Origin of the sequence: Gilliamella sp. CG13 (assembly GCF_046635805.1) — a bacterium.
Taxonomy (GTDB): domain Bacteria; phylum Pseudomonadota; class Gammaproteobacteria; order Enterobacterales; family Orbaceae; genus Gilliamella; species Gilliamella apicola_I.
This window is the reverse complement of sequence record NZ_JBIDFM010000004.1, coordinates 253,459-278,075: the sequence shown is the minus strand read 5'-3', so window position 1 is coordinate 278,075 and position 24,617 is coordinate 253,459. Positions and strand designations below refer to the sequence as shown.

Sequence of the window (24,617 nt, the reverse complement as noted above, 5' to 3'; positions counted from 1 at the left end):
TATCGATGAAATAAATTAGGAAATAATTATTATGTTTGACGTAAACGATTTAATTCGTTTTAATCACGAATGGTCAGAAAAGATTGAGCAGGAAGACCCTGAATTTTTTAAACAACTTGCAGTTAAACAAAACCCTAAATTTTTATGGATCGGCTGTTCGGATAGCCGTGTTCCAGCAGAAAAACTGATCAAACTCAAACCAGGAGAGATGTTTGTCCATAGAAATGTCGGTAATCAAGTAATCCACACAGATCTTAACTGTTTATCGGTCGTGCAATATGCTGTTGATGTGCTAAAAATTGAAGATATTATCGTTTGTGGTCATTTAGACTGTGGGGGCATTCGAGCTGCAGTCGAAAATCCAGATCTCGGTTTAATCAATAATTGGTTGTTACATATTCGTGACCTATGGTTTCGAAATAGTTCACTACTTGGTAAATTTGCGCCAGAACTTCGCATGGATATATTATGCGAATTAAATGTTATTGAACAGGTTTATAATTTAGGTCATTCAACCATTATTCAGTCAGCATGGCAACGCGGTCAAAAAGTCAATTTGCATGGTTGGGTGTATGGCATTGATAATGGTAAGATTACCGATTTGCATATTACTTCATCAAGTAGCGAAAATCTTGAGATTAATTATCGGGAAGCGATTTCTTATCTTTTAAATTTACACAAAGATCAATAATTATTGGCTAAAATTTATTTGAAGCGGTAGATAATTTGATTACTGCTCCCTCGCCATAATAACTTTGGATCGGCTTGTTCTTGAACAAATTTGCCATCAATTAAGACATCAATATACGGGATAACAGCCTGTTGTTCGGGTGTTAACTCATCAAGTTTATAGCCTGTCCAAAGCCAAATATCTTTGTTATCACATTCTGTTTTTACACGTTTGACCAATTTTAAAATTGTAGGCACATTTTGAGGATGCAAAGGATCACCGCCAGAAAGCGATAATCCTTGACGTTTTATTTCTGTATCTTGTAAATCTTTGATGATTTGATCTTCTATTGACTGTGTAAATGGTAAACCCGAATCTAATGACCATGTACTTTTATTGTAGCAGCCACGACATTGATGAACGCAGCCAGCAACAAAAAGCGTACATCGAGTACCTTCACCATTTACAACATCAACAGGATAGTAACGATGATAGTTCATAAATAGGTAATAATTTTTTAACCAATTTGCCCATTATCCAAATGTTTAACACGACGTTTAACTTCTTCTTGTTTACCTGCATTGAATGGACGTGCATCGGGACTACCTAAATACCCACAAACACGGCGAGTTACTGAGACTTTAGCCGAATCATGATTACCACAACTTGGGCAAACAAACCCTTTGCTGGTACATGAAAATTCACCGGTATAACCACATTCATAGCATTCATCAATAGGCGTATTAGTACCATAGTAAGGTACTCGAGAATAGCTATAATCCCAAACATCTTCTAACGCTTTAACATTGTTAATCATATTTGGATATTCACCGTAACAGATAAACCCACCATTTGCCACCGCAGGATATGCTTTTTCAAACTCAATTTTTTCGTACGGATTGACCTTTTTTTCAACGTCTAAATGGAAACTATTGGTATAGTAACCTTTATCTGTCACTCCTGGTATAACACCAAATTCAGCTGTATCAAGACGGCAAAAACGGTCACATAAGTTTTCACTTGGTGTACTGTACAAACTAAATCCGTAACCAGTTTCCTCTTTCCATTGCTCAACCGCTTTACGTAAATGTTCAACAATAGCTACGCCTTTTTCTCGTAAAATTTCGCTATCAAAAGGATGTGTTTGATTGCCATATAACGCATTTAAAGTTTCATGAAGTCCAATATAACCAAGCGAAATTGAAGCTCGACCATTTTTGAAAATTTCAGATACACTATCGTCTTCTTTTAGCCTTACGCCACATGCCCCTTCCATATATAAAATTGGCGCAACACGTGCTTTAACACCATCCAGACGGGCAATACGTGTCATCAGGGCTTTTTTACAAAGCGTTAAACGCTTATCTAAAAGTTCCCAAAAGCTTGCTTCATTACCTTTTGCTTCAATGGCAATACGTGGCAAGTTTAAACTAATCACTCCTAAATTATTACGTCCGTCATGAAGTTGTTCACCGTCTTCTTCATAAACCCCTAAAAAGCTTCGACATCCCATAGGTGTTTTGAATGAACCAGTCACTTCAACAACTTTATCGTAGTTTAAAATATCAGGGTACATGCGTTTACTTGCACACTCTAATGCAAGTTGTTTAATATCGTAATTTTTGTCTTCAGGCTGACGATTAATGCCATCTTTAATAGCAAAAACAAGTTTAGGGAAAACAGCGGTTTTGTGATTTTTACCTAAACCTTTAATTCGTACTTTTAAAATGGATTCTTGAATTAAACGTGATTCCCAACTGGTACCTAAACCAAAGCCAAACGTTACAAAAGGGGTTTGACCATTAGCGGTGTGTAAGGTGTTGACTTCATATTCAAGCGATTGAAACGCATCATAACACTCTTTTTGTGTTCGACTTTCTGCATAAGCTTCAGGATTAGGAATATGCCATTCTTCAGCAATCTGTTTATGTTTTTGATAACTGATGGTTACAAATTTCGCTAATATTTCATCAATGCGATTGATTGTTGTTCCACCATAGATATGACTTGCAACTTGAGCAATTATTTGTGCGGTGACCGCAGTTGCAGTTGCAATAGATTTTGGTGGTTCAATTTCAGCGTTACCCATTTTAAAACCATTGGTTAACATTCCATCTAAATCAATTAACATGCAGTTAAACATTGGAAAGAAAGGCGCATAATCTAAATCATGATAATGGATTTCACCAATATCATGAGCACGAGAAACATCTTTTGGTAACAAATACTGTTTGGCATAATGCTTTGCCACAATGCCTGCCAGTAAATCACGCTGAGTTGGAATCACTTTACTATCTTTATTGGCATTTTCGTTCAAAATAGCCACATTACTTTGTTCAATTAGCCCACGAATATCTTGATTTAAACGACTACGTTCTTCCCGAGCACGATCACGGTCGTGACGATATTCGATATAAGTTCTCGCTAATTTTTTATAAGGACCTGACATTAATTGATTTTCAACAGCATTTTGAATTTCGTTGATATCAACGCTTTCGCGTTCGCTCATCTGGTTGGTCACCATACGAGCAACGTCAGCACAATAATCCGGGTCATTAACATTCGCTGCAACCGCAGCTTTAACTATAGCATCTTTAATTCGAGTCTCATTGAATGCAGTTTGACAACCATCGCGTTTGATAACTACAGGCATATATACTCCTCAATATTCATTAATAATTAGCGCTGGGGCAAGGTTTAGTTCACATATTAATATTCATTGTAATTATTAAGAATTATTCGTTTCTCGTAAGAATATTAAGTGTTTTTTGAGATAGACAGAGATTTTCACATAGCTTAAATAATACTATATATAGTAGATATATTGAGATTATACACCATATATTGTGTTTTTCTAGATAATTTACTAAATTAAATTACTTGACACGCTTCAAGCCAAGTACGACAAGTCTTTTGATATGTAAAGCCTAAAGATAAGAAAGGTTGTTTTGCAAAGAAATTTCAAGCGCAAAGAAAAAGTGCAAGACTCACTTGCACTTTATTTTGTCAAACTGGAGTGATTTTTTATATTTTATGACTCATTATTCAACCAATCAGTGTGGAAAACACCTTCTTTGTCGATACGCTTATAAGTATGAGCACCAAAATAATCACGTTGTGCTTGAATGAGATTAGCCGGTAATACCGCTGAACGATAGCTATCATAATATGCAATAGCGGCAGATAATGTCGGTACAGCAATACCTTGTTGTATAGCTAAAGACACAACATCACGCAGTGATTGTTGGTAAGCTTCGACGGTTTGCGTGAAGTATGGAGCGAGTAATAAATTATCAATTTCGTTATTCGCCGCATAGGCATCAGTGATTTTTTGTAAGAACTGAGCACGAATAATACAACCTGCTCTAAAGATTTTCGCAATTTCACCATAATTCAAGTTCCATTGATATTGATGAGAAGCGGCTTTTAATTGAGCGAAACCTTGAGCATAAGAGATAATTTTACCCATATAAAGTGCTTTACGGATTTTTTCAATTAACGCTTGTTTATCTCCCGAATAAGCAACCTGCTTCGGTCCGCTTAAAACTTTAGATGCCACAACACGTTGCTCTTTAATTGCTGAAAGGTAGCGTGCAAATACTGACTCAGTAATTAATGATAAGGGTTCACCTAAATCTAAAGCACTTTGACTAGTCCATTTACCCGTTCCTTTATTACCCGCTGCATCAAGAATCACATCCACTAAATAATTACCGTCTTTATCTTTATGTTTAAAGATATCAGCCGTAATTTCGATGAGATAACTATCTAATTCACCTTTGTTCCATTCAGTAAAAACTTGAGCAAGCTCGTCATTATTTAAACCTACTGCGTGTTTTAATAAAGAATAACTTTCAGCAATTAATTGCATGTCGCCATATTCAATACCGTTATGAGCCATTTTGACGTAATGACCTGCCCCATCTGGTCCGATATAGGTGACACAAGGCTCGCCATTTACTTTAGCGGCAATTTTTTCCAAGATTGGGGCAACTAATTCGTATGCTTCTTTTTGACCGCCTGGCATAATCGAAGGGCCTTTTAGTGCACCTTCTTCACCACCGGAAACACCTGCACCAATAAAGTTAAATCCTTCTTCAAAGAGTGTTTTATTACGGCGAATCGTATCTTCAAAATAAGCATTACCACCATCAATGATTATATCGCCTTTATCGAGTAAAGGACGTAACTCATCAATCACCGCATCAGTTCCTTTACCAGCTTGAACCATAATTAATATACGACGTGGTTTTTCCAAAGAATTAACAAAATCTTCAATCGTAAAGTAAGGAACCAATTGTTTATCGGAATGCTCAGCGACAACTTGCTCTGTTTTATCTTTAGAACGGTTGTAAATAGCAACAGAAAACCCACGACTTTCAATATTGAGCGCAAGGTTACGCCCCATGACCGCCATTCCAATAACACCGATTTGTTGTTTAGACATGATTTGGCTCCTTTATTTAATCTTATACAACCTTTCTAATAAGGTTTTTAACAACATCCAAAACTTTAAATAAGTTTTATAAAATAAAATTATGCTATATTTGCCACAAAAAATGCCGTATCAGCATAGAATACGGCATTTTTATAACTTTACTGATTTAACATCTCTACCCTAAAAATCATGAGCGTTTCATCATTTCAAAAAACTCGTCATTCGTTTTAGTCATGGCAAGTTTATCAATTAAAAACTCCATTGCATCGATTTCACCCATAGGGTTAAGAATCTTGCGTAAGATCCACATTTTTTGTAGTTCATCTGGTGAAGTCATTAAATCTTCTTTACGCGTACCTGAACGGTTAAAATCAATAGCCGGGAATACACGACGCTCAGCAATTTTACGAGATAAATGCACTTCCATATTACCCGTACCTTTAAACTCTTCGTAAATGACTTCGTCCATTTTTGACCCCGTGTCAATCAACGCCGTTGCAATAATCGTTAAACTCCCACCCTCTTCGACATTACGAGCAGCACCAAAAAAGCGTTTTGGACGATGTAACGCATTGGCATCTACACCACCGGTTAATACTTTACCCGATGACGGAACCACTGTGTTATAAGCTCGAGCTAAACGCGTAATAGAGTCTAACAAAATAATGACATCTTTTTTATGTTCAACTAAGCGTTTTGCTCGCTCAATAACCATTTCAGCAACTTGAACATGTCTTGCTGCTGGTTCGTCAAAGGTTGATGCTACCACTTCACCTTTAACTAAACGTTGCATTTCGGTAACTTCTTCTGGACGTTCATCAATCATCAATACGACCAGTTCACATTCAGGATGATTAACCGCTAAACTTTGAGCAATATTTTGCAACAACATTGTTTTACCCGCTTTCGGCGGAGCAACGATTAAACCACGTTGACCTTTACCAATTGGCGAAGCTAAATCAAGTACTCTGGCGGTGATATCTTCAGTTGATCCATTCCCACGTTCCATACGTAAACGAGAATTAGGATGAAGTGGAGTTAAGTTTTCGAAAAGAATTTTATTGCGGGCATCTTCAGGCTTGTCGTGATTGACTTCATTCACTTTTAACAAAGCAAAATAACGCTCGCCTTCCTTAGGCGGTCTGATTTTACCTGCTATGGTATCACCAGTCCTTAAATTGAATCGTCTAATTTGACTTGGTGAGACATATATATCATCAGGTCCAGCTAAATAAGAGCTATCAGCTGAGCGTAAAAATCCGAATCCATCTTGCAAAATTTCAAGCACACCATCACCAAAAATATCTTCACCGCTTTTGGCATGTTGTTTAAGGATTGCAAAGATAATGTCTTGTTTTCTAAGACGGGCAAGATTTTCTAGCCCCATTGTTTTTTCACCAAGCGCTACTAGCTCGGAAACAGATGTGTTTTTTAATTCAGTTAAATTCATAATTTTAAAAATTCTTGAGGATAAAATTGATATGTTTGCAATTAATGTTATTTTTGTATATTCGTTTCATTTACTTATAAAAAAAATTCTCTCTCTGACAATACACAAATTCAATCTGTTATGAAGCTTTTAATGATAATTTAATATCTGAATATAGAATTTTCACCACTTTATCAAGAAAAACAATGAATTGTAGAAAGGGGTCTTCGTAAGAGCTAGCAATTTACACTAAAAACAGTAATATGTCTATAATAAATTCAGTTTGTTTTAATAAATTTGTAAATATTATTATTACAATAAGTAAATGAGTAAAAGAGTAAAAGAGTAATACGCAATTTAATTACTCTTTTTATGCTTTAGGTACTAAAATTAATTTATTCGAAAAATCTAAAACAACATTAAAGTTGTTCATCAATGAAACTTTTAAGTTGAGCTTTAGACAATACACCAACTTGAGTTGCAACCACTTGACCATTTTTAAAAATCAATAGTGTTGGGATGCCTCTAATACCAAATTTCGGTGCAATATTTGGGTTTTCTTGCACATCTAATTTTGCAATCACAATTTTATCACTATATTCTTGGGCAACTTCTTCTAAAATTGGGGCTAACATTTTACACGGCCCACACCATTCAGCCCAAAAATCAACCAATACAGGTTTTGTTGCTTCTTTGATTGTATTATCAAAAGTAGTTTCAGAAAGAGAAACAATATTATTGCTCATTTATTTTCTCCAAATATAGAATTACATGGTTTTATATTAGGATATTTTCGTTTTCTTCGCTAGTAATTATTATAATAGGGTATAATTATTAGTGATGACCGTAAGTTTAATATGTTATAATCCCACTATTCCGATAATTAAACTTAAAACCACAATGATTCAATCTTATCTAACAAAAACAACATTTAATCAATTTCCGCTTCATCCATTAGTGATTAAAGCACTTGAGAAAAAAGGGTTTGTTTATTGTACTCCAATTCAAGAACAAGCTTTACCCTTTACAACAAAAGGAATTGATATCGCCGGTCAAGGACAAACTGGAACAGGCAAAACAATGGCGTTTTTGGCATCAACATTTAACTACTTGTTGAATCATCAACCCTTGCCAGATCATAAAGCGAATCAACCTAGGGCTATCATTATTGCCCCAACGCGTGAATTAGTTGTGCAAATTTATCATGATGCAGAGTTATTATCTAAAGAAACCGGGCTAAAATTAGGATTAGCCTATGGTGGTGATGGCTATGATAAACAATTAAAAATGTTATCCGCAGGTGTAGATATTTTAATTGCAACAACAGGTCGCTTAATTGATTATGCTAAACAAAAATATATCAATTTAGAATCAATTCAAGTTGTGGTTCTAGACGAAGCAGATCGTATGTTTGATCTCGGTTTTATTCGAGATGTACGTTGGATTTTTAAACATATGACACCACCTGAAAAACGCTTAACGATGTTATTTTCTGCAACGTTGACACACAATGTGCGTGAACTTGCTTTTGAGCATATGAATAATCCTCAATATGTTGAAGTAGAACCAGAACAGAAAATCGGACATCGTATTAAAGAAGAACTATTTTTCCCTTCCAATGAAGATAAATTAGCTTTATTGCAAACACTTATTGAAGAAGAATGGCCTGAGCGTTGTATCATATTTGCGAATACTAAAATTGCATGTGAAAAAATCTGGCGTCATTTAGTTGCTGATGGTCATCGAGTTGGGTTATTAACGGGTGATATTGCTCAGAAAAAACGTTTATCTATTTTGGAACAATTCACGCGAGGTGATATTGATATTCTCGTTGCAACAGATGTTGCAGCACGGGGATTACATATCCCGAATGTAACACATGTTTTTAACTATGATCTCCCTGATGATTGCGATGATTACCGTCACCGAATCGGTCGTACTGGACGAGCAGGCGCTGAAGGTAATTCAATTTCTTTAGCTTGTGAACGATACTCACAAAATTTGCCAGCCATTGAAAAAGCCATTGCGCATGCAATCCCTGTTAGTCAATATGATCCTTCGGCCTTGTTGACGGACTTACCAGCGCCAAAAGCGTTTAGACGTCCACCCAGAAGAAGATCATCGTCATAACTGATCTTTTGATCATCATAAATATAGTTATCTAAAATTATCATTAAACAGTAATGCTTTTTAGATAACTATAGTGATTATTTTATTTGTGCAATTAACACCCAAAAATGACGATTGAAATGTTAGTCTTTTTTTCGTTGCTTTAAAAAAGCTTGATATGCAGTCTCTATTGCATTTTTAGTCGTTTTTGATAATGATGCAACATGGCATCGATGCAATGAACCATATAAGACAAAAAGAATATTTTTAGAGATTTCAGCTTTTTTAGACTTAATTTTATGATAGGTTTCTAAATAACCTATTTTACGATAAGTCTCGACATCTTTAATTCCAACACTACACAATAATCGTTCTAATGACAATGTCATATTGGGTAGCTCTTTTATTCGATTCGTTTTTATTTCGTTTTTTTCATGTTTTTCTTGTTTAGCATATTCAATTGCCATTTTAGCCAATGAATGTAGTTTTGGCAGATCATTGAGCCACTCATCCTTAACTTTATAATAATCAAGTAATTTGGTTAAAACACCTGATGATAACGTTAGCGGTTGCATACCTTGTTCAATAAAGAATGAACGGTATGATGTATGTCCTCTTAAATAAAAATCCGTTTGACTTATCCATCCAAACATTGTTGTATCGCTACTAATGCTGAACCCACCAAAAAAGGTTTTAATTGAAATGCCACTAAAGCCAGAGAATTTTGTTAATATTTGATTTGCAAAGGTTGAACTCATATTTTATTTCTATTTTTTTACTTAATTCTGTACTAAATCACTTAACCAACTTAATTATCAAATCAAAACTATCGTATTTTACTCAATACTCCAACTAATTTTCGTATCCATTAATCAATATTGCGATCTGTCTTCCATAATTAGACAAAAGTTATTAATTATCGAAAGATTTATTGTTATTACTGACAAATATCAAAAAAAGTGTTGCAATTGTAAATTTTAGGTGTATTTCGCCCCAGAATTCCAAAAGAAAAGTAGCTTAAAGATTGTTATTCTGACTTAATAATTATACAATCTGTTCCAGTAGATTTTATTAAATTCATTTTGTCTTTATCCATTATCATGATTAAAAAAATTTTTGGTTTATTTTCTCTATTTTTTTCGTTTGTGGCATCTGCTGATCGACAACCACTAATAGATTCGTTCGTCCTGTGTAATCCAAATTTTTTCAATACTGTTTATAGCAATAAAGATGAGTTAAAACGTTTTACCAATGTCCAAATTTTTGACGGTAATCTGGCTTATATTCCTGTCACTAATCGATTTGATACGGGTAAAAATTTTATGTATTTTTCGCTGCCTATCAAATACAAAAATTTAACCATAAAAGGTTACTATGACAGTGCAATGGATTTAGGTAAAATTGGCAAATATTATTTTTGGGGGTTCATCATTGATAATGATATTAATCAGATCAAAAATACATTAAATTATCTCAACTGGAAAAACATGGAAGATAACCAGCTTTATATTGCCAATCCTAAAATTCGGAGCCTCAATGATGATAATCAAGTTTGGCATACTAATACAGGTACTGTTGTTGGTGTGAAAACGATTCCTGCACCAAATACGATTGAAAAATTGCTATTACTTGAGAAAAACGGCAGTATGACTTTACTTATGTGTTCGATTCAAGGCGCCGTCACATCTGAACTGCTTAGGCGAGAACGCCCTGATATCCAGTAACATTTGATGAATTAAATTGCTAACTCGTCCATTTCACCCGTTCGAATACGTATTACTTGTTCAACGTTATACACAAAAATCTTACCATCCCCAATTTTTCCTGTTTGTGCGGTTTTCATAATTGTTTCAATACACATTTCCAAAATATCATCAGGAACTATCAGTTCAATTTTTACTTTGGGTAAAAAATCCACCATATATTCAGCACCACGATAAAGCTCGGTATGTCCTTTTTGGCGACCAAAACCTTTAACTTCGGTCACCGTCATACCAGTAATACCTTGATCAGCAAGCGCCTCTCGAATGTCATCTAATTTAAAGGGTTTGATAATCGCTTCAATTTTTTTCATCTCTATTTGCCTTTTATTCGATATTACCAATTCTTAAATCCAAAAGCAGAAGTAATCGGATAGCGTCTGCCTTTACCAAAGTTACGTGCCGTAATTTTAGGTCCTACTGCTGATTGGCGTCGTTTATATTCATTAATATCAACTAATTTTATGACTCGTCTTACTGTTGATTCATCATAGCCTTGCTCAACCAGTTCTGCAACGGAAAGATCCTGCTCAACATAGCCTTTTAAAATACCGTCTAAAATATCATAAGGAGGTAAACTATCTTCATCTTTCTGATCAGGTGCAAGTTCGGCAGAAGGCGGACGCGTAATGACGCGTTCTGGAATAACATAAGATCGTGTATTTCGATATTTGGATAATGCAAAAACCAAGGTTTTAGGTACATCTTTAAGTACATCAAATCCGCCTGCCATGTCCCCATAAAGCGTGGCATAACCGACCGACATTTCACTTTTATTACCCGTTGTTAACACCAGTCTGCGACGTTTATTAGAAAGTGCCATTAAAATGACACCCCGACAACGGGCTTGTAAATTCTCTTCAGTAGTATCTTTTTGTGTACCGGCAAACATTGGACTTAAAGACGACATAAATGCATCAAACATTGGTTCTATTGATACAATATCAAATTCTACACCTAAAATTTCGGCTTCTTCTTTAGCGTCAGCGATACTGATATCAGCGGTATATCGAAACGGCATCATTACCGCTTGTACTTTATCTTTACCTAGCGCATCAACCGCAATGGCGAGTGTTAAAGCAGAATCAATCCCTCCTGAAAGCCCTAATACTGCGCCTTGAAAACCATTTTTCGTAATATAATCACGTGTCGCAAGCACTAACGCATCATAAACAGAAGCTAAATCATGATTCTGACGAATTTCCAATGCTGGATGATCGAGACCAAATTCAAAATGAGTAATTTGTTCTTCAAAATGATTAAGTTGACAAACAATCTCACCTTTTTCATTGCAAACAAACGAACCGCCGTCAAAGATTAACTCATCTTGCCCTCCAATTTGATTAACATAAACAATCGGTAGTTGTGTTCGTGTAGCATGATCTTGGATCAATGCTTGACGATTTTTCTGTTTTTGATAATCATAAGGAGAAGCATTTATTGTGATCACCAAATCAACTTTTTGTTCACTAAGCTGATCGATAGGATCATTTTGCCAAAGATCTTCGCAAATCAATAAACCTATTTTCTTTCCTTTGAAAGAGACAACACCGCTTTGATTTCCGGCTGTAAAATAGCGCTTTTCATCAAAGACATCATAGTTTGGCAATAGTTGCTTATGATAACAAGCCAACTGTTTTCCTTCAGAAAAAAATGAAAGTGAATTATAGATTTCTCCATTTTGCCAAGATGGATGACCGACTATAACAGCACACTGCTTGCTTGCATCTTGAATAGACAATAACGCTTTTTGGCAACGAGCTTTAAAATCGGAGCGGAAAATAAGATCCTCTGGTGGATAACCACATAAAGCCAGTTCAGAGAATATAATCAGGTCGTAGCATGAATGGCGCTTGATCAGTTCAATAATCTGCTCAGTATTGCCTTCTATATCACCCACACGCCAATTTTTTTGTGCTAAAACAATAGATATAGCCATATAAAATTTAATTTCATAAAACAAAATTGCCGATAAGTTTAAATGATTCTATGTTGCACTGCCACATTTTTATCGCTAACATGCAACATTAACTCGACTTGAACTTGTTTGGAAATAATTATGCAAAAAATTCTAAATGTGGCACTAGCAAAACGTAGCTATCCCATCACTATTGGTGAAAACCTTCTTAATGAATTTGAACATTTTAAACTTCAAGCAGGTCAACGGGTAATGATTGCAACAAATGAAACCATTGCACCACTTTATTTGCAAAATCTAATTGACATGCTTGAGACGCATGGCATTGAAACGGATTGTGTTATTGTTCCTGACGGTGAACAGTACAAAACGATGGAAACATGGAACAAGATGTTAACGGCGTTACTTGCCAATAACCATACCCGTAATTCAATCCTGATTGCATTAGGTGGTGGCGTAATTGGTGATGTAGCAGGATTTGCAGCTTCAGCTTATCAACGTGGTATTAAATTCATCCAAGTACCCACGACGTTACTTTCCCAAGTTGATTCATCGGTAGGGGGTAAAACCGCGATTAATCACCCATTGGGCAAAAATATGATTGGCGCATTTTATCAGCCGCAAGCAGTTGTCATTGATCTTCATTGTCTAAAAACGCTACCACAGCGTGAACTTTCGGCAGGTTTAGCAGAAGTGATTAAGTATGGCATTATTTTAGATAGTGATTTTTTTAATTGGTTAGAGCTGCATATTAATGATTTACTCAATTTAGATGTAAATGCGCTAAGTTACTGTATTTATCGTTGCTGTGAGCTTAAAGCCCAAGTGGTAGCCGCAGATGAAACCGAGCAAGATATGCGAGCAATACTTAACCTTGGTCATACTTATGGACATGCGATCGAAGCCGAACTTGGCTATGGCAATTGGCTACATGGTGAAGCAGTCAGTGTGGGAATGGTCATGGCTGCGCATACTGCATCCATATTGGGTAAACTTTCAGTGACGGAAGTCGATCGCATTAAAAATTTACTTATAAAAGCCAAACTACCCGTTGTTAGACCAACACAAATGTCGATTGAATCTTATATACCACACATGCTCCGTGACAAAAAAGTCTTATCAGGCAAACTGAGATTAGTGATTCCAACCCAGATTGGTCATGCTGAAGTGATTGATGGAATTGATAAAAATGTAGTCATACAATCGATAACGCGAACATAAATTGAACTAATTAACTAATAGCAACGTTTTTATCGTTATTAATCCATGCACGAATAATATTAAGTGGTTAAGTCACTATCAGGTTTTATTAGCGTTTATGTATAAACATGAGATTTATTGCGGAATATGTTTCCTCCTTAAAATTTATTAATATAAATGAAATATCACTCCCCTCCTGCAATTATTCAAAACATTAACAGCAGGTTTTAAAGCCTGTGTCATTACACCTATATCGATTAATCTATATAGGTTGTAAAAAATTAATTACAGTTAAAATAACATTATCCATCTATTCATTGTAATCTATAAAAAACAGATAATTTATAGATACAACACATAAAACAATCTTTATTATTTAAGATTTAAAAAATTTAGTTTACTACATTGTATTTTTGTGTTTACATATTGTCCGTTTATGTAATAAATATTTTACATATAAAATATTTAAATGACTCTCATAAGGAATGCAAAATGTTAAAAGATACACTCAATAATGTCCGAATTCGAGATGAGCACATGTTAATTACCCCTGAAGAAATAAAAGCGCTTTACCCTTTATCACCTGAGTTAGAAACGCAAATTGCATCATCACGTCAAACCATAGTTGATATTTTAGAACGCCGAGATCACCGCTTATTAATTGTATGCGGCCCTTGCTCTATTCATGATACTGATGCTGCCATTGAATATGCACATAAGTTAAAAAAACTAGCTGACGAAGTTAAAGATAATCTATTTATTGTTATGCGTGTCTATTTTGAAAAACCGCGAACCACTGTTGGTTGGAAAGGTATGATCAATGATCCGCATATGGATAGTTCGTTTGATATTGAATTTGGTCTAAAAAAAGCACGTAAATTATTACTTGATATTGTCAAAATTGGGTTACCAATCGCGACCGAAGCTCTCGATCCCAACACACCGCAATATATTGGTGATTTAATTAGTTGGGCTGCAATTGGGGCAAGAACAACAGAATCACAAACTCATCGTGAAATGGCATCGGGTCTTTCAATGCCTGTTGGTTTTAAAAATGGGACTGATGGTAGCTTAGATGTCGCTATAAATGCGATGAAATCGGCTTCAATGGCACACCGTTTTGTCGGGATTAATCAGCAAGGACAAGTTACCGTACTTCAAACACTGGGCAATCCAAATGGACATGTCATTTTACGAGGTGGTAAAGCACCTAATTTTGATGCTGAAAATGTTGCACTCTGTGAGATCCAAATGCAAAAAGCAGGCTTACTACCTAATCTTATGATTGATTGCAGCCATGCTAATTCTAATAAAGATTATCGAAATCAACCCATTGTTGCGAACTCAATCATTGACCAAATTGAACAAGGTAATAATGCTATTATTGGTGTGATGATTGAAAGTAATTTAAACGAAGGCAATCAATCTTCCGAGCAACCAAAAGAAAACTTTAAATATGGTGTATCGGTGACGGATGCTTGTATTAATTGGGAAACAACCGATAAGCTGTTACGAAAAATGAATACCCTGTTAGGAAAACCATTACTTAATCGACAAAAACAGACACCACAATCATAATCATGTTAGTTTAGATAAAATGCTATCGCCGACAATTTGCCGGCGATTTTTTTAGCCTAGTTGCTTACGTGCATTACGGAAAATACGCATCCAAGGACTATCTTCTCCCCAATTTTCGGGATGCCATGAATTGGTTACCGTTCGAAACACTCGTTCAGGGTGAGGCATCATAATCGTTGCTCGACCATCTTGTGATGTGACAGCAGTTATTCCATTTGGTGAACCGTTAGGATTAGCCGGATATTGCTCGGTCACTTGTCCAAAATGATCGATATAACGAACAGCAATTAAACCTGATGCTTCTAACGCATTTAGATGCGCTTGATCACGCGTTTCAACTTGTCCTTCACCATGTGAAACTGCGATTGGCATATGCGAACCTGCCATATCACTTAATAGTAAAGAAGGGCTTTGTTGAATTTGTACCAAGCTAAAGCGAGCTTCAAAACGTTCCGATACATTACGAACAAAACGAGGCCATAATTCTGCACCAGGAATCAAATCCTTCAAATTTGACATCATTTGACAACCATTACAGACGCCTAATGATAAAGTGTTATCACGTTGAAAGAATGTTTCAAACTCTTGTCGAACTTTTTCGTTAAACAATATTGATTTCGCCCAACCTTCACCTGCACCTAAAACATCACCATAAGAGAAGCCACCACAAGCAACCAATGTACTAAATTGACTCAATGATACACGACCTTTTAATAAATCCGTCATATGTACATCAATGGCATCAAACCCCGCTCTGTCAAATGCAGCAGCCATCTCAACATGGGAATTAACACCCTGTTCACGTAAAATGGCGACTTTTGGTTTAACGCCTTTAACTATATAAGGAGCAGCAATATCATTCTGAGGATCAAAGGTAAGTTTTACATTTAAACCAGGATCGCTTTCGTTTTGTTTCGCTTGATGTTCTTGATCTGCACATTGTGGATTATCACGTAGACGTTGCATCTGCCAGGTGGTTTCAGCCCACCATGTTCGTAACGTGGTACGTGATTCACTGTAAACTACAGCTGAGTTGTTGCGAATAATAAATTGTTGCCCCGTCTTTGCTTCACCAAGCATATGAACGGTATGTGACAATCCATATTGATTAAAACAAGCCATGACACTTTCCAGATGCTCGTTAGCCACCTGAATGACGGCACCCAGTTCTTCATTAAACAGGGTGGCAATCATATCGTGACCTAATGCTGCAATATCAACATCAATCCCACAATGACCGGCAAAAGCCATTTCAGCTAATGTGATAATTAATCCGCCATCTGAGCGATCATGGTAAGCAAGTAACGCATCTTGATTGATAAGCGTTTGGATAGCCTGATAAAAAGCTAAAAGCTCTTTAGCATCATGTACATCAGCTGTTTTTTGCCCTAAGTGACGATAAACCTGTGCCAATGCAGTCGCACCCAGTGCTTGATGACCTTTGGAAAGATCAACAAGTAATAAAGTATTATCAACATCAACTCGTAATTGGGGAGTTACTGTTTTACGGACATCTTCAACACGAGCAAAAGCCGAAATGACTAACGATAATGGTGAGGTTACCGATTGTTGTTCACCATTTTGTTGCCATGTGGTTTTCATCGACATGGAGTCTTTACCAACTGGAATGGCCAACCCTAATATTGGGCATAATTCTTCACCAATTGCTTTTACGGCATGATAAAGTCCAGCATCTTCACCTGGGTGGCCTGCTGCAGCCATCCAGTTAGCTGAAAGCTTAATTCGCTTGATATCGCCAATGTTAGTTGCCGCTATATTGGTAATGGCTTCACCCACGGCAAGTCTTGCCGAGGCAGCAAAGTTAAGTAAAGCAACCGGTGCCCGTTCCCCCATTGACATGGCTTCACCATAATAACTATCTAAACTCGCCGTTGTCACAGCACAATCAGCGACCGGTACTTGCCATGGCCCAATCATTTGGTCTCGTGCAACCATACCGGTAACAGTGCGATCACCGATAGTAATTAAAAACGTTTTTTCAGCAACGGTCGGTAAATGTAAAACCCGTTTAACCGCATCATATAAATTGATATCAGTCGTTGAAAAATTATCGCCATGTGCTTGTTGTGTTTTGACTTCTCTTAACATTTTAGGTGTTTTACCCAATAAAACATCTAAAGGTAAATCGATCGGATTATTATTAAAATACTCATCATGTAGTGTCACCGTTTTATCAAACGTAGCTTCACCAATTACCGCATACGGTGCGCGTTCACGTTGACAAAGTTCATCAAATACATCAAGACTATCTGGGTGAATGGCGAGAACATAACGTTCTTGTGATTCATTACACCAAATCTCTAGCGGTGACATTCCGGGTTCATCGCTTAAAATTTTCCGTAATTCAAATTGACCACCACAGCCACCATCACTGACCAGCTCTGGCATCGCATTTGAGAGACCACCAGCCCCAACATCGTGAATAAATAAAATAGGATTATTTTTGCCAAGTTGCCAACACCGATCGATGACTTCCTGACAACGACGTTCCATTTCGGGATTATCACGCTGCACTGACGCAAAATCTAAATCTGCATCAGATTGTCCCGATGCCATTGATGATGCCGCACCTCCTCCTAAACCAATATTCATTGCCGGCCCACCTAATACAATTAACTTAGAACCAGCAGGAAACTCACCTTTTTGAATATGTTCTCGACGAATATTGCCCATGCCTCCAGCAAGCATTATTGGTTTATGATAACCACGAAGCTCATAACCATTGTGGCTATTAACGTATTCTTCATAGGTACGAAAATACCCCAATAGCGCAGGGCGACCAAATTCATTATTAAATGCAGCACCACCTAATGGGCCATCGAGCATAATATCTAACGCACTGACAATTCGGTCAGGTTTACCAAAATCGTGTTCCCACGGTTGCTCAAAATGGGGGATACGCAAATTGGAAACCGAAAATCCGACTAAACCCGCTTTCGGTTTTGCGCCTCGTCCGGTTGCGCCTTCATCACGAATTTCCCCCCCACTACCCGTTGCTGCGCCTGGCCAAGGTGATATCGCTGTGGGATGATTATGTGTTTCAACCTTCATCAAAATATCGGCATATTCCTGATGATAACTGTAGGTTTGATTACTACTATCAGCAAAAAAACGTCCAACTTGAGAGCCATCCATTACCGCCGCATTATCTTTATATGCAGAAGAAACATAATCGGGTGTCTTTTCATAAGTATTTTTAATCATTTTAAACAGCGATTTAGGCTGTTTTTCACCATCTATAACCCAATCGGCATTAAAAATTTTGTGTCGACAATGTTCTGAATTTGCTTGGGCAAACATATAAAGCTCGACATCCGTTGGATTACGATTGAGTTTTTGGAAGTTTTCAACTAAATAATCCATTTCATCTGACGCTAACGCTAAGCCTAATTTAATATTTGCCGCTTCTAATGCCTTACGCCCCTGACCTAACAAATCAATAGTAGTTACAGGAACAGGTTGTTCGACTTTAAATAACTGTTCTGCTTGTTCCAGACAAGTCAAAACTGTTTCCATCATTCGATCATGAATGAATGCCAAAAAATCATTTTTTTGTATATCAGTCAACGGTGAACTCGTTTGAATATAATAAGCAATGCCTCGCTCAATGCGTTGAATTTGTCGTAAACCACAATTATGCGCTATATCGGTGGCTTTTGATGACCATGGTGAAATTGTCCCTATTCTTGGTATAACTAAAAAAAGCGTTTTGTTTGATTTGTTCGAAACAGTGATTTGAGCCGATTTAGGGCCGTATTGTAATAATTTCTCGAGTGTTAGCTGCTGAGCAGAAGATAATTCACCTTTCAAATCAATAAAATGCAAATATTGTGCTTCAACACTCATAATAGGGATAGATTGTTCAGAACAAGCGGAGAGAAGTTTATGAATACGAAATGCAGATACAGCAGAAGAACCAGCTAAAATTTTCATGCTAATTACTCTTTTTAAGCCAAAAATAGGTAAAAAATAGAGTAATAGTATAAAAGAAAGTAAACAATGTGGCTATCTTTAAAACATTTATTGTGTTGTAATTCACCTTGTTATTTGTTATCGATTACATATAATATACCGTAACTAATAAAATAATATTTCGGAAATATAAGAAATATGATAACCACATTTACAATACTATTGATTTTCATTGTACTGATCTCAATAGTGATAATAATCAGTTTGTGTTTAAATTCAACCTTAGAAAATTTACAATCTCAAATTAATGAGCTAAAAAAAAAATTCAACGTTATGAATTAACAGAAAACAATACTAAGTCGTTAGAATCTGATCTTGTTCATTCCAACCTCAAAGCCACTATTGAACAGGATGTAAAAATCGCTGAAAAAAAACCTGAATATGTTGAGCAATCAGAAAACACCAATGATTCGCAACTACAACTAACGAATATTCAACCTGTAACGTCAATCCAAACATCACAACCTCAACAATGGGAAAGCTTGCCATCAAGAAATCAATCAACCAAACAAGGCAAAAACCCCAATGTTTTCAATTCGTTTTTTACCTGGCTTTTTCAAGGCAATCTGATAGCTAAAGTTGGCATTATTATCCTATTTTTTGGTCTTTCATATTTATTTAAGTATAGTATTGAAAATCAATTAATCTTACCTAATGTTCGTATCGTTGGTGCACTGATCTTAGGTTTAGTATTATTTGTGTTTGGTTGGTATTTACGCACAAAAAAACGGATATATGCCCTAATATTACAAGGCGGTTCTGTAGGTATTTTATATTTAACTATATTTGCAGCCTGTAGACTTTATGCACTTATTCCATTCTTAGTTGCTATTATTTTATTAATCACCCTCTGTTCAGTGAGCGTTTTATTCGCTGTTTTACAACGCGCAATGAGTTTGGCAATTATTGCCAGTATTGGTGGCTATCTAGCCCCGATATTGTTATCAACAAATTCAGATAATCACATTACATTATTCAGTTATTATTCCGTCATTTCGAGTGCAATTTTAGTAATTAGTATTTGGCAATCATGGCGAATACTTAACTTAATAGGATTTGTATTTACTTTTGTAATTACCTCATTATGGGGAATAATTAATTTTCGCCCCGAGTTTTATACTGAATGCCAGTTTTTTATCATCGTTAACATGATAATCTATGGCATTTTAGCTACCTCATTAGCTGGTCCTAAAACTAATAAAAAAAATCATCCACATATTATTGATATTATTTTATTTTTTGGCACCCCTATAACTGCCTTTATGTTGCAATATGCTATTACGCGACAATGGTCGCTTGGACCGACATTTTCTTCGTTAGGATTTGGAATATTTTATTTAACAATATTTTTTATCACGTTACATTATAATCGATTTACATCAAGAACAAGTTCATTGTTTGGTATTGCAATAGGACTCTCTTTTATTACATTAGCGATTGCTCTTTGGTTTAATCTTGAATGGACAGTATTAATTTGGTTTTTTGAAGGCACTGCATTAAGTTGGGTAATGCTCAATAACAGACAGTTCAAATTTGCCATGCTAGGGGCATTCATTAATGCATTTAGTTTGCTATACTTCTGTAATAATTTGCCTAATTTAGTCTTTACCGTCACAGAAAATATACTCTTTTTAGGATTGATTAGCCTGATTTTACTGATTAATGCTCTTATTTGGCACTATTACTGTAATCAAAATAATTTGGGTAACATTTTCAAAATCGTTTTTTTTGTATTGGCTAGCCACGCTTGGGTAATCTGGATTCTATATAGTATTATAAGAATTGACCAAATAACACATAAACTACCAATTTTACTCTTAGCTTTCCTAATTGCTACATGGGTCTGGTATTACATCGGTCAAAAACTAAAATGGACTATGCTCAAATTTGCTGTTTTACTGCTCTGGCCGATCATGTTATTTTTACTATTAATCAATGAAACGTTCTTGTTTAATACGAATTTATTGACGACTAACTGGAACATGGTTTGGGCAGTCGCCTTTTTGAGTTGCTATTTTTATTTGTATATCATCAAAGACAGATTAATTAAGGCTAAAAATTATTTTTATTTAATCCTGCATATTAGTTTGTTTTTGATGACTTTAGATTGGTTATTCTTTGAAATTAAGAATTGTTTAAGTTTATTACCACTAGGCTTAGAGACTATTGAATACGGTACATTATTCTTCCTGGATAGCGGTATTGTATTATTATTTTATCTTCTTGTTAAAAAAAGATTATTAACTCATTTTGCGATTAGTAAAACTTATTGGTTAATAGGTTTAGCCCCTATCATAATTTCTTTATTTGTGAAATTATTCACATTTATCTTTTATAGTGGTCAAATAATCAATTGGCCTTATATACCAATATTCAATCCGCTTGAATTGAGTGCAATTTTTGCCTTACTCATGATTCGAATTTGGATAAAATTCAGCGCTTATTTCATACAATTTGATGATCAGAAAATTAGTCTGTCTAACATTAAACAAAAATTGCCTAATTTTGCTACCATACTATTAATTGTCATGGCTTGTTTATGGACTAACAGTATGATTTTGAGATGCTTAAGTCAATGGCTTGATATACCTTGGTCGTTTTATCAATTATGGAATTCCAAAATCATTCAAGCAACAATTTCACTTTTATGGACGCTTGTTGCCGTTGTCTTAGTCACTATTGGTCATCGTTATCAACAACGTATTACATGGTTTACAGGAGTAACACTCCAAACTATTGTCGTAATCAAGTTAATTTTGATTGATAGCGTTGAACTTGAGGGATTATTGAAAGCATTTGCATTTATTGCTATAGCAATACTGATGCTAATCATCGGTTATTTAGCACCATTACCGCCAAAAATAAAGGTTAAAAATAATGAGGCTAATAAATAGTAAATTACATATTTAACATAGGGTTAACTAACCCTATATGTTAGATTATTATTTCTATTTACATAGCTATTTCTCATTATGAATATAAAATGAAGTATAAAAATTAAGTTATTTATAATGTTAAAAAAACAAAATTTAATCAATTTAATCACTCCAATTATTAAAAATACTGACTTGTTTTACTAAATTAATCTCAGTATATTGATTTAATGATCAATAAGTTTTATCGAAACGGAATTTAATATGATACTTGCAATTGATGTTTATTATATCGATACTCGAGCAAAAACAGTGGGGGTGTTATTTAATCATTGGTGCGATTCAAAATCTGACATTCAAAATATAATCACTGACTATCAAGATAATGTTGCTCCTTATCAATCTGGTCAATTTTATGAACGTGAATTACCTTGCATTTTATCCCTGCTCAATAAAGTTGATCTTAATAAAATTTCAACAATTGTCATTGATGGTTATGTGCATTTAAATGGGGGTAAAATAGGTTTGGGTGGGCATTTATATAATGCTTTAAATAAAAAAGTACCTATTATCGGCGTGGCTAAAAAACCTTTTGCTGGAAATAGTGAATATTTAATGGAAGTTGTCCGAGGTCATAGTAAACATCCGCTTTATGTAACCTCAGTTGGGGTAACGCTAACGAGTGCTGCTAAAAATATACAATCAATGGCAGGTAAATACCGAATGCCAGATATCCTCAGTTATTTAGATCAACAAACAAAATTATTCAAAACTGGGGAGTAATTCATTTAAAAAGTGATTTGCCGACATGATGTCGGCAAATCTGGTTAATTTAAGCTTCGTTCCAACTATCTCTTAACCCAACCGTTCGGTTGAATACTAAATTGTCATCGGTTGCATATTTACTATCTAAACAGAAGTATCCTTCACGTTCAAATTGATAAGCATGTCCAACTTCAGCATTTTGTAAACTTGGCTCAACAAAACCCTGTTTAACGATTAAAGAGCTTGGGTTAATGGTTGATAAAAAATCGTCTGCTGCCCCAGGATTAGGGGTATTAAATAAACGATCATAAAGACGAATTTCTGCTGGTTTAGCAAATTTGGCTGAAACCCAATGAATAACGCCTTTAATTTTACGTCCATCTTCCGGATTTTTATTTAAAGTGGCAGGGTTATAACTACAATAAATCGTTTGAATATTGCCTTGTGAATCCTTTTCAACCCGATCAGCACGAATGACATAAGCATTTCGTAAGCGTACTTCTTTACCCAATACTAAGCGTTTGTAATTTTTGTTAGCTTCTTCTCTAAAATCAGCACGATCGATATAGAGCTCACGAGTGAATGGCACTTCACGATGACCAAGTTCAGGACGATTTGGGTGATTAGGCACGTTGAGAACTTCATCAATTGTTTCAGAATAGTTTTCAATTACCACTTTAACAGGATCAAGAACAGCCATCGCTCGCGGCGCGTTTTCGTTAAGATCTTCACGGATACAAAATTCAAGCGTACTCATCTCTACCGTGTTTTCTTGTTTCGTCACACCAATTCGACGGCAAAACTCTCGAATTGAAGCAGGCGTATAACCTCGACGACGGAGACCCGAAATAGTTGGCATACGAGGATCATTCCAACCATCAACAATTTTTTCTGATACGAGTAAATTTAATTTCCGTTTAGAGGTAATAGCATACTCTAAATTTAATCGAGAAAACTCATATTGATGTGGGCGAGCTTCAATCGTTATGTTATCTAATACCCAGTCATATAAACGACGATTGTCTTGAAATTCAAGCGTACAGAGTGAGTGAGTAATATTTTCAATCGCATCAGATATACAGTGGGTAAAATCGTACATTGGATAAATACACCATTTATTGCCTGTTTGGTGATGTTCTGCAAATTTAATACGATATAACACCGGGTCACGCATAACAATGAAAGGTGAAGCCATATCAATTTTTGCTCTTAAACATGCTTTACCTTCAGCAAATTTACCTTCTTTCATTTGAATAAATAATGCTAAATTTTCATCAATGCTACGATCACGATAAGGACTATTTTTACCCGGTTCTTTCAACGTGCCACGATATTCACGAATTTCATCAGGCGAAAGCTCATCAACATAGGCTAATCCTTTATTGATTAACTCAATCGCATATTCATATAATCGGTCAAAATAATCAGATGAGTAACAAATTTCACCATCCCACTCAAACCCTAACCAACGAACATCTTCTTTTATCGATTCAACATATTCGACATCTTCTTTAACAGGATTAGTATCATCAAAACGTAAATTACATTTACCTCGATAATCCTGAGCAATCCCAAAATTTAAGCAAATTGATTTGGCATGACCAATATGCAAATAACCATTTGGTTCTGGAGGAAAACGTGTATGCGTCGTTTTATATTTTCCTGCTGCAAGATCTGCATCGATAATTTGACGTATAAAGTTAGTTGGACGTGTCTCTGTCTCGGTCGGTAGTGAACCGCTCATAAAAACCTCTGATTGTTGTTAACTAATACAAAATTTTAACTATTAGTTTGGTTACTTATCTCATTTGACTTGAGAATATAACAAATTTTTTGTTTTTCTGAAATGAAAAAACAGCATGATTTGAATTGATATGCTTTTCT

General features: G+C 35.6%; 17 protein-coding genes. 7 read left to right on the top strand and 10 right to left on the bottom strand.

The annotated features are described in order from the left end of the window. Positions 1-31 precede the first annotated feature (31 nt). Positions 32-691 (top strand): carbonate dehydratase, encoded by a 660-nt coding sequence (gene can / locus ACGH6R_RS08165; RefSeq protein WP_065558670.1) that lies wholly within the window; start codon positions 32-34, stop codon positions 689-691. 14 nt (positions 692-705) lie between these two features. On the opposite strand, the gene nrdG is transcribed toward can, so the two are convergent. From nrdG to trxA, 5 genes are all read right to left on the bottom strand, one after another. After that, positions 706-1,170: an anaerobic ribonucleoside-triphosphate reductase-activating protein gene (nrdG, locus tag ACGH6R_RS08160; RefSeq protein ID WP_267350452.1), complete on the bottom strand. Its 465-nt coding sequence runs from the start codon at positions 1,168-1,170 to the stop codon at positions 706-708. A 17-nt stretch (positions 1,171-1,187) separates the two neighbouring features. After that, the gene (gene nrdD, locus ACGH6R_RS08155; RefSeq protein ID WP_411599372.1) at positions 1,188-3,323 is read right to left on the bottom strand and encodes an anaerobic ribonucleoside-triphosphate reductase; all 2,136 of its coding nucleotides are present in this window, start codon (positions 3,321-3,323) and stop codon (positions 1,188-1,190) included. Positions 3,324-3,701: 378 nt separating this feature from the next. Beyond that, the gene (gene gndA / locus ACGH6R_RS08150) at positions 3,702-5,117 is read right to left on the bottom strand and encodes an NADP-dependent phosphogluconate dehydrogenase (RefSeq protein ID WP_411599371.1); all 1,416 of its coding nucleotides are present in this window, start codon (positions 5,115-5,117) and stop codon (positions 3,702-3,704) included. A 178-nt stretch (positions 5,118-5,295) separates the two neighbouring features. Continuing rightward, complete coding sequence (rho, locus tag ACGH6R_RS08145; RefSeq protein WP_025314498.1) at positions 5,296-6,558, bottom strand: transcription termination factor Rho; 1,263 nt, start codon at positions 6,556-6,558, stop codon at positions 5,296-5,298. Between the two features lie 398 nt (positions 6,559-6,956). Beyond that, a complete protein-coding gene (gene trxA / locus ACGH6R_RS08140) occupies positions 6,957-7,283 on the bottom strand; it encodes a thioredoxin TrxA (protein ID WP_267350445.1) in 327 nt (108 codons plus the stop codon). A gap of 154 nt (positions 7,284-7,437) precedes the next feature. Between trxA and rhlB the strand changes: the two genes are divergently transcribed. After that, positions 7,438-8,667: an ATP-dependent RNA helicase RhlB gene (gene rhlB, locus ACGH6R_RS08135; protein ID WP_267350474.1), complete on the top strand. Its 1,230-nt coding sequence runs from the start codon at positions 7,438-7,440 to the stop codon at positions 8,665-8,667. 122 nt (positions 8,668-8,789) lie between these two features. Here rhlB and ACGH6R_RS08130 read toward each other — a convergent pair whose 3' ends face one another. Continuing rightward, positions 8,790-9,404: a TfoX/Sxy family protein gene (locus ACGH6R_RS08130; RefSeq protein WP_267350444.1), complete on the bottom strand. Its 615-nt coding sequence runs from the start codon at positions 9,402-9,404 to the stop codon at positions 8,790-8,792. Positions 9,405-9,746: 342 nt separating this feature from the next. Here ACGH6R_RS08130 and ACGH6R_RS08125 point away from each other — a divergent pair, with 342 nt between their 5' ends. After that, the gene (locus ACGH6R_RS08125; RefSeq protein WP_267350443.1) at positions 9,747-10,370 is read left to right on the top strand and encodes a hypothetical protein; all 624 of its coding nucleotides are present in this window, start codon (positions 9,747-9,749) and stop codon (positions 10,368-10,370) included. Positions 10,371-10,381: 11 nt separating this feature from the next. Here the strand turns inward: ACGH6R_RS08125 and glnB are convergent, their stop codons facing one another. Continuing rightward, the gene (gene glnB / locus ACGH6R_RS08120; protein WP_065558663.1) at positions 10,382-10,720 is read right to left on the bottom strand and encodes a nitrogen regulatory protein P-II; all 339 of its coding nucleotides are present in this window, start codon (positions 10,718-10,720) and stop codon (positions 10,382-10,384) included. 23 nt (positions 10,721-10,743) lie between these two features. Beyond that, on the bottom strand, positions 10,744-12,345 hold the full coding sequence (locus tag ACGH6R_RS08115) for an NAD+ synthase (protein WP_411599370.1): 1,602 nt from the start codon (positions 12,343-12,345) through the stop codon (positions 10,744-10,746). 120 nt (positions 12,346-12,465) lie between these two features. Between ACGH6R_RS08115 and aroB the strand changes: the two genes are divergently transcribed. Both aroB and ACGH6R_RS08105 read left to right on the top strand, forming a co-directional pair. Then, positions 12,466-13,545, top strand: a complete 1,080-nt coding sequence (gene aroB, locus ACGH6R_RS08110; protein ID WP_411599368.1) for a 3-dehydroquinate synthase — start codon at positions 12,466-12,468, stop codon at positions 13,543-13,545. A 471-nt stretch (positions 13,546-14,016) separates the two neighbouring features. Further along, positions 14,017-15,102, top strand: coding sequence for a 3-deoxy-7-phosphoheptulonate synthase (locus ACGH6R_RS08105; protein WP_411599367.1), 1,086 nt, complete (start codon positions 14,017-14,019; stop codon positions 15,100-15,102). Positions 15,103-15,153: 51 nt separating this feature from the next. Here the strand turns inward: ACGH6R_RS08105 and purL are convergent, their stop codons facing one another. Continuing rightward, on the bottom strand, positions 15,154-19,056 hold the full coding sequence (gene purL, locus ACGH6R_RS08100; RefSeq protein WP_411599365.1) for a phosphoribosylformylglycinamidine synthase: 3,903 nt from the start codon (positions 19,054-19,056) through the stop codon (positions 15,154-15,156). A 521-nt stretch (positions 19,057-19,577) separates the two neighbouring features. Between purL and ACGH6R_RS08095 the strand changes: the two genes are divergently transcribed. Continuing rightward, positions 19,578-21,989, top strand: coding sequence for a DUF2339 domain-containing protein (locus ACGH6R_RS08095; protein ID WP_411599364.1), 2,412 nt, complete (start codon positions 19,578-19,580; stop codon positions 21,987-21,989). Between the two features lie 243 nt (positions 21,990-22,232). Next, a complete protein-coding gene (locus ACGH6R_RS08090) occupies positions 22,233-22,751 on the top strand; it encodes an endonuclease V (protein WP_411599363.1) in 519 nt (172 codons plus the stop codon). A gap of 49 nt (positions 22,752-22,800) precedes the next feature. On the opposite strand, the gene glnS is transcribed toward ACGH6R_RS08090, so the two are convergent. Next, positions 22,801-24,477, bottom strand: a complete 1,677-nt coding sequence (gene glnS, locus ACGH6R_RS08085; RefSeq protein ID WP_411599362.1) for a glutamine--tRNA ligase — start codon at positions 24,475-24,477, stop codon at positions 22,801-22,803. Positions 24,478-24,617 lie beyond the last annotated feature (140 nt).

Excerpts from the sequence above, each read along its gene's own strand:
- glnB (WP_065558663.1), bottom strand. The coding sequence starts at position 10,720 with ATGAAAAAAATTGAAGCGATTATCAAACCCTTTAAATTAGATGACATT.
- rho (WP_025314498.1), bottom strand. The coding sequence starts at position 6,558 with ATGAATTTAACTGAATTAAAAAACACATCTGTTTCCGAGCTAGTAGCG.
- purL (WP_411599365.1), bottom strand. The coding sequence starts at position 19,056 with ATGAAAATTTTAGCTGGTTCTTCTGCTGTATCTGCATTTCGTATTCAT.
- ACGH6R_RS08130 (WP_267350444.1), bottom strand. The coding sequence starts at position 9,404 with ATGAGTTCAACCTTTGCAAATCAAATATTAACAAAATTCTCTGGCTTT.
- gndA (WP_411599371.1), bottom strand. The coding sequence starts at position 5,117 with ATGTCTAAACAACAAATCGGTGTTATTGGAATGGCGGTCATGGGGCGT.
- rhlB (WP_267350474.1), top strand. The coding sequence starts at position 7,438 with ATGATTCAATCTTATCTAACAAAAACAACATTTAATCAATTTCCGCTT.
- ACGH6R_RS08090 (WP_411599363.1), top strand. The coding sequence starts at position 22,233 with ATGATACTTGCAATTGATGTTTATTATATCGATACTCGAGCAAAAACA.
- can (WP_065558670.1), top strand. The coding sequence starts at position 32 with ATGTTTGACGTAAACGATTTAATTCGTTTTAATCACGAATGGTCAGAA.
- ACGH6R_RS08105 (WP_411599367.1), top strand. The coding sequence starts at position 14,017 with ATGTTAAAAGATACACTCAATAATGTCCGAATTCGAGATGAGCACATG.
- aroB (WP_411599368.1), top strand. The coding sequence starts at position 12,466 with ATGCAAAAAATTCTAAATGTGGCACTAGCAAAACGTAGCTATCCCATC.
- trxA (WP_267350445.1), bottom strand. The coding sequence starts at position 7,283 with ATGAGCAATAATATTGTTTCTCTTTCTGAAACTACTTTTGATAATACA.
- nrdG (WP_267350452.1), bottom strand. The coding sequence starts at position 1,170 with ATGAACTATCATCGTTACTATCCTGTTGATGTTGTAAATGGTGAAGGT.
- ACGH6R_RS08115 (WP_411599370.1), bottom strand. The coding sequence starts at position 12,345 with ATGGCTATATCTATTGTTTTAGCACAAAAAAATTGGCGTGTGGGTGAT.
- nrdD (WP_411599372.1), bottom strand. The coding sequence starts at position 3,323 with ATGCCTGTAGTTATCAAACGCGATGGTTGTCAAACTGCATTCAATGAG.
- ACGH6R_RS08125 (WP_267350443.1), top strand. The coding sequence starts at position 9,747 with ATGATTAAAAAAATTTTTGGTTTATTTTCTCTATTTTTTTCGTTTGTG.
- glnS (WP_411599362.1), bottom strand. The coding sequence starts at position 24,477 with ATGAGCGGTTCACTACCGACCGAGACAGAGACACGTCCAACTAACTTT.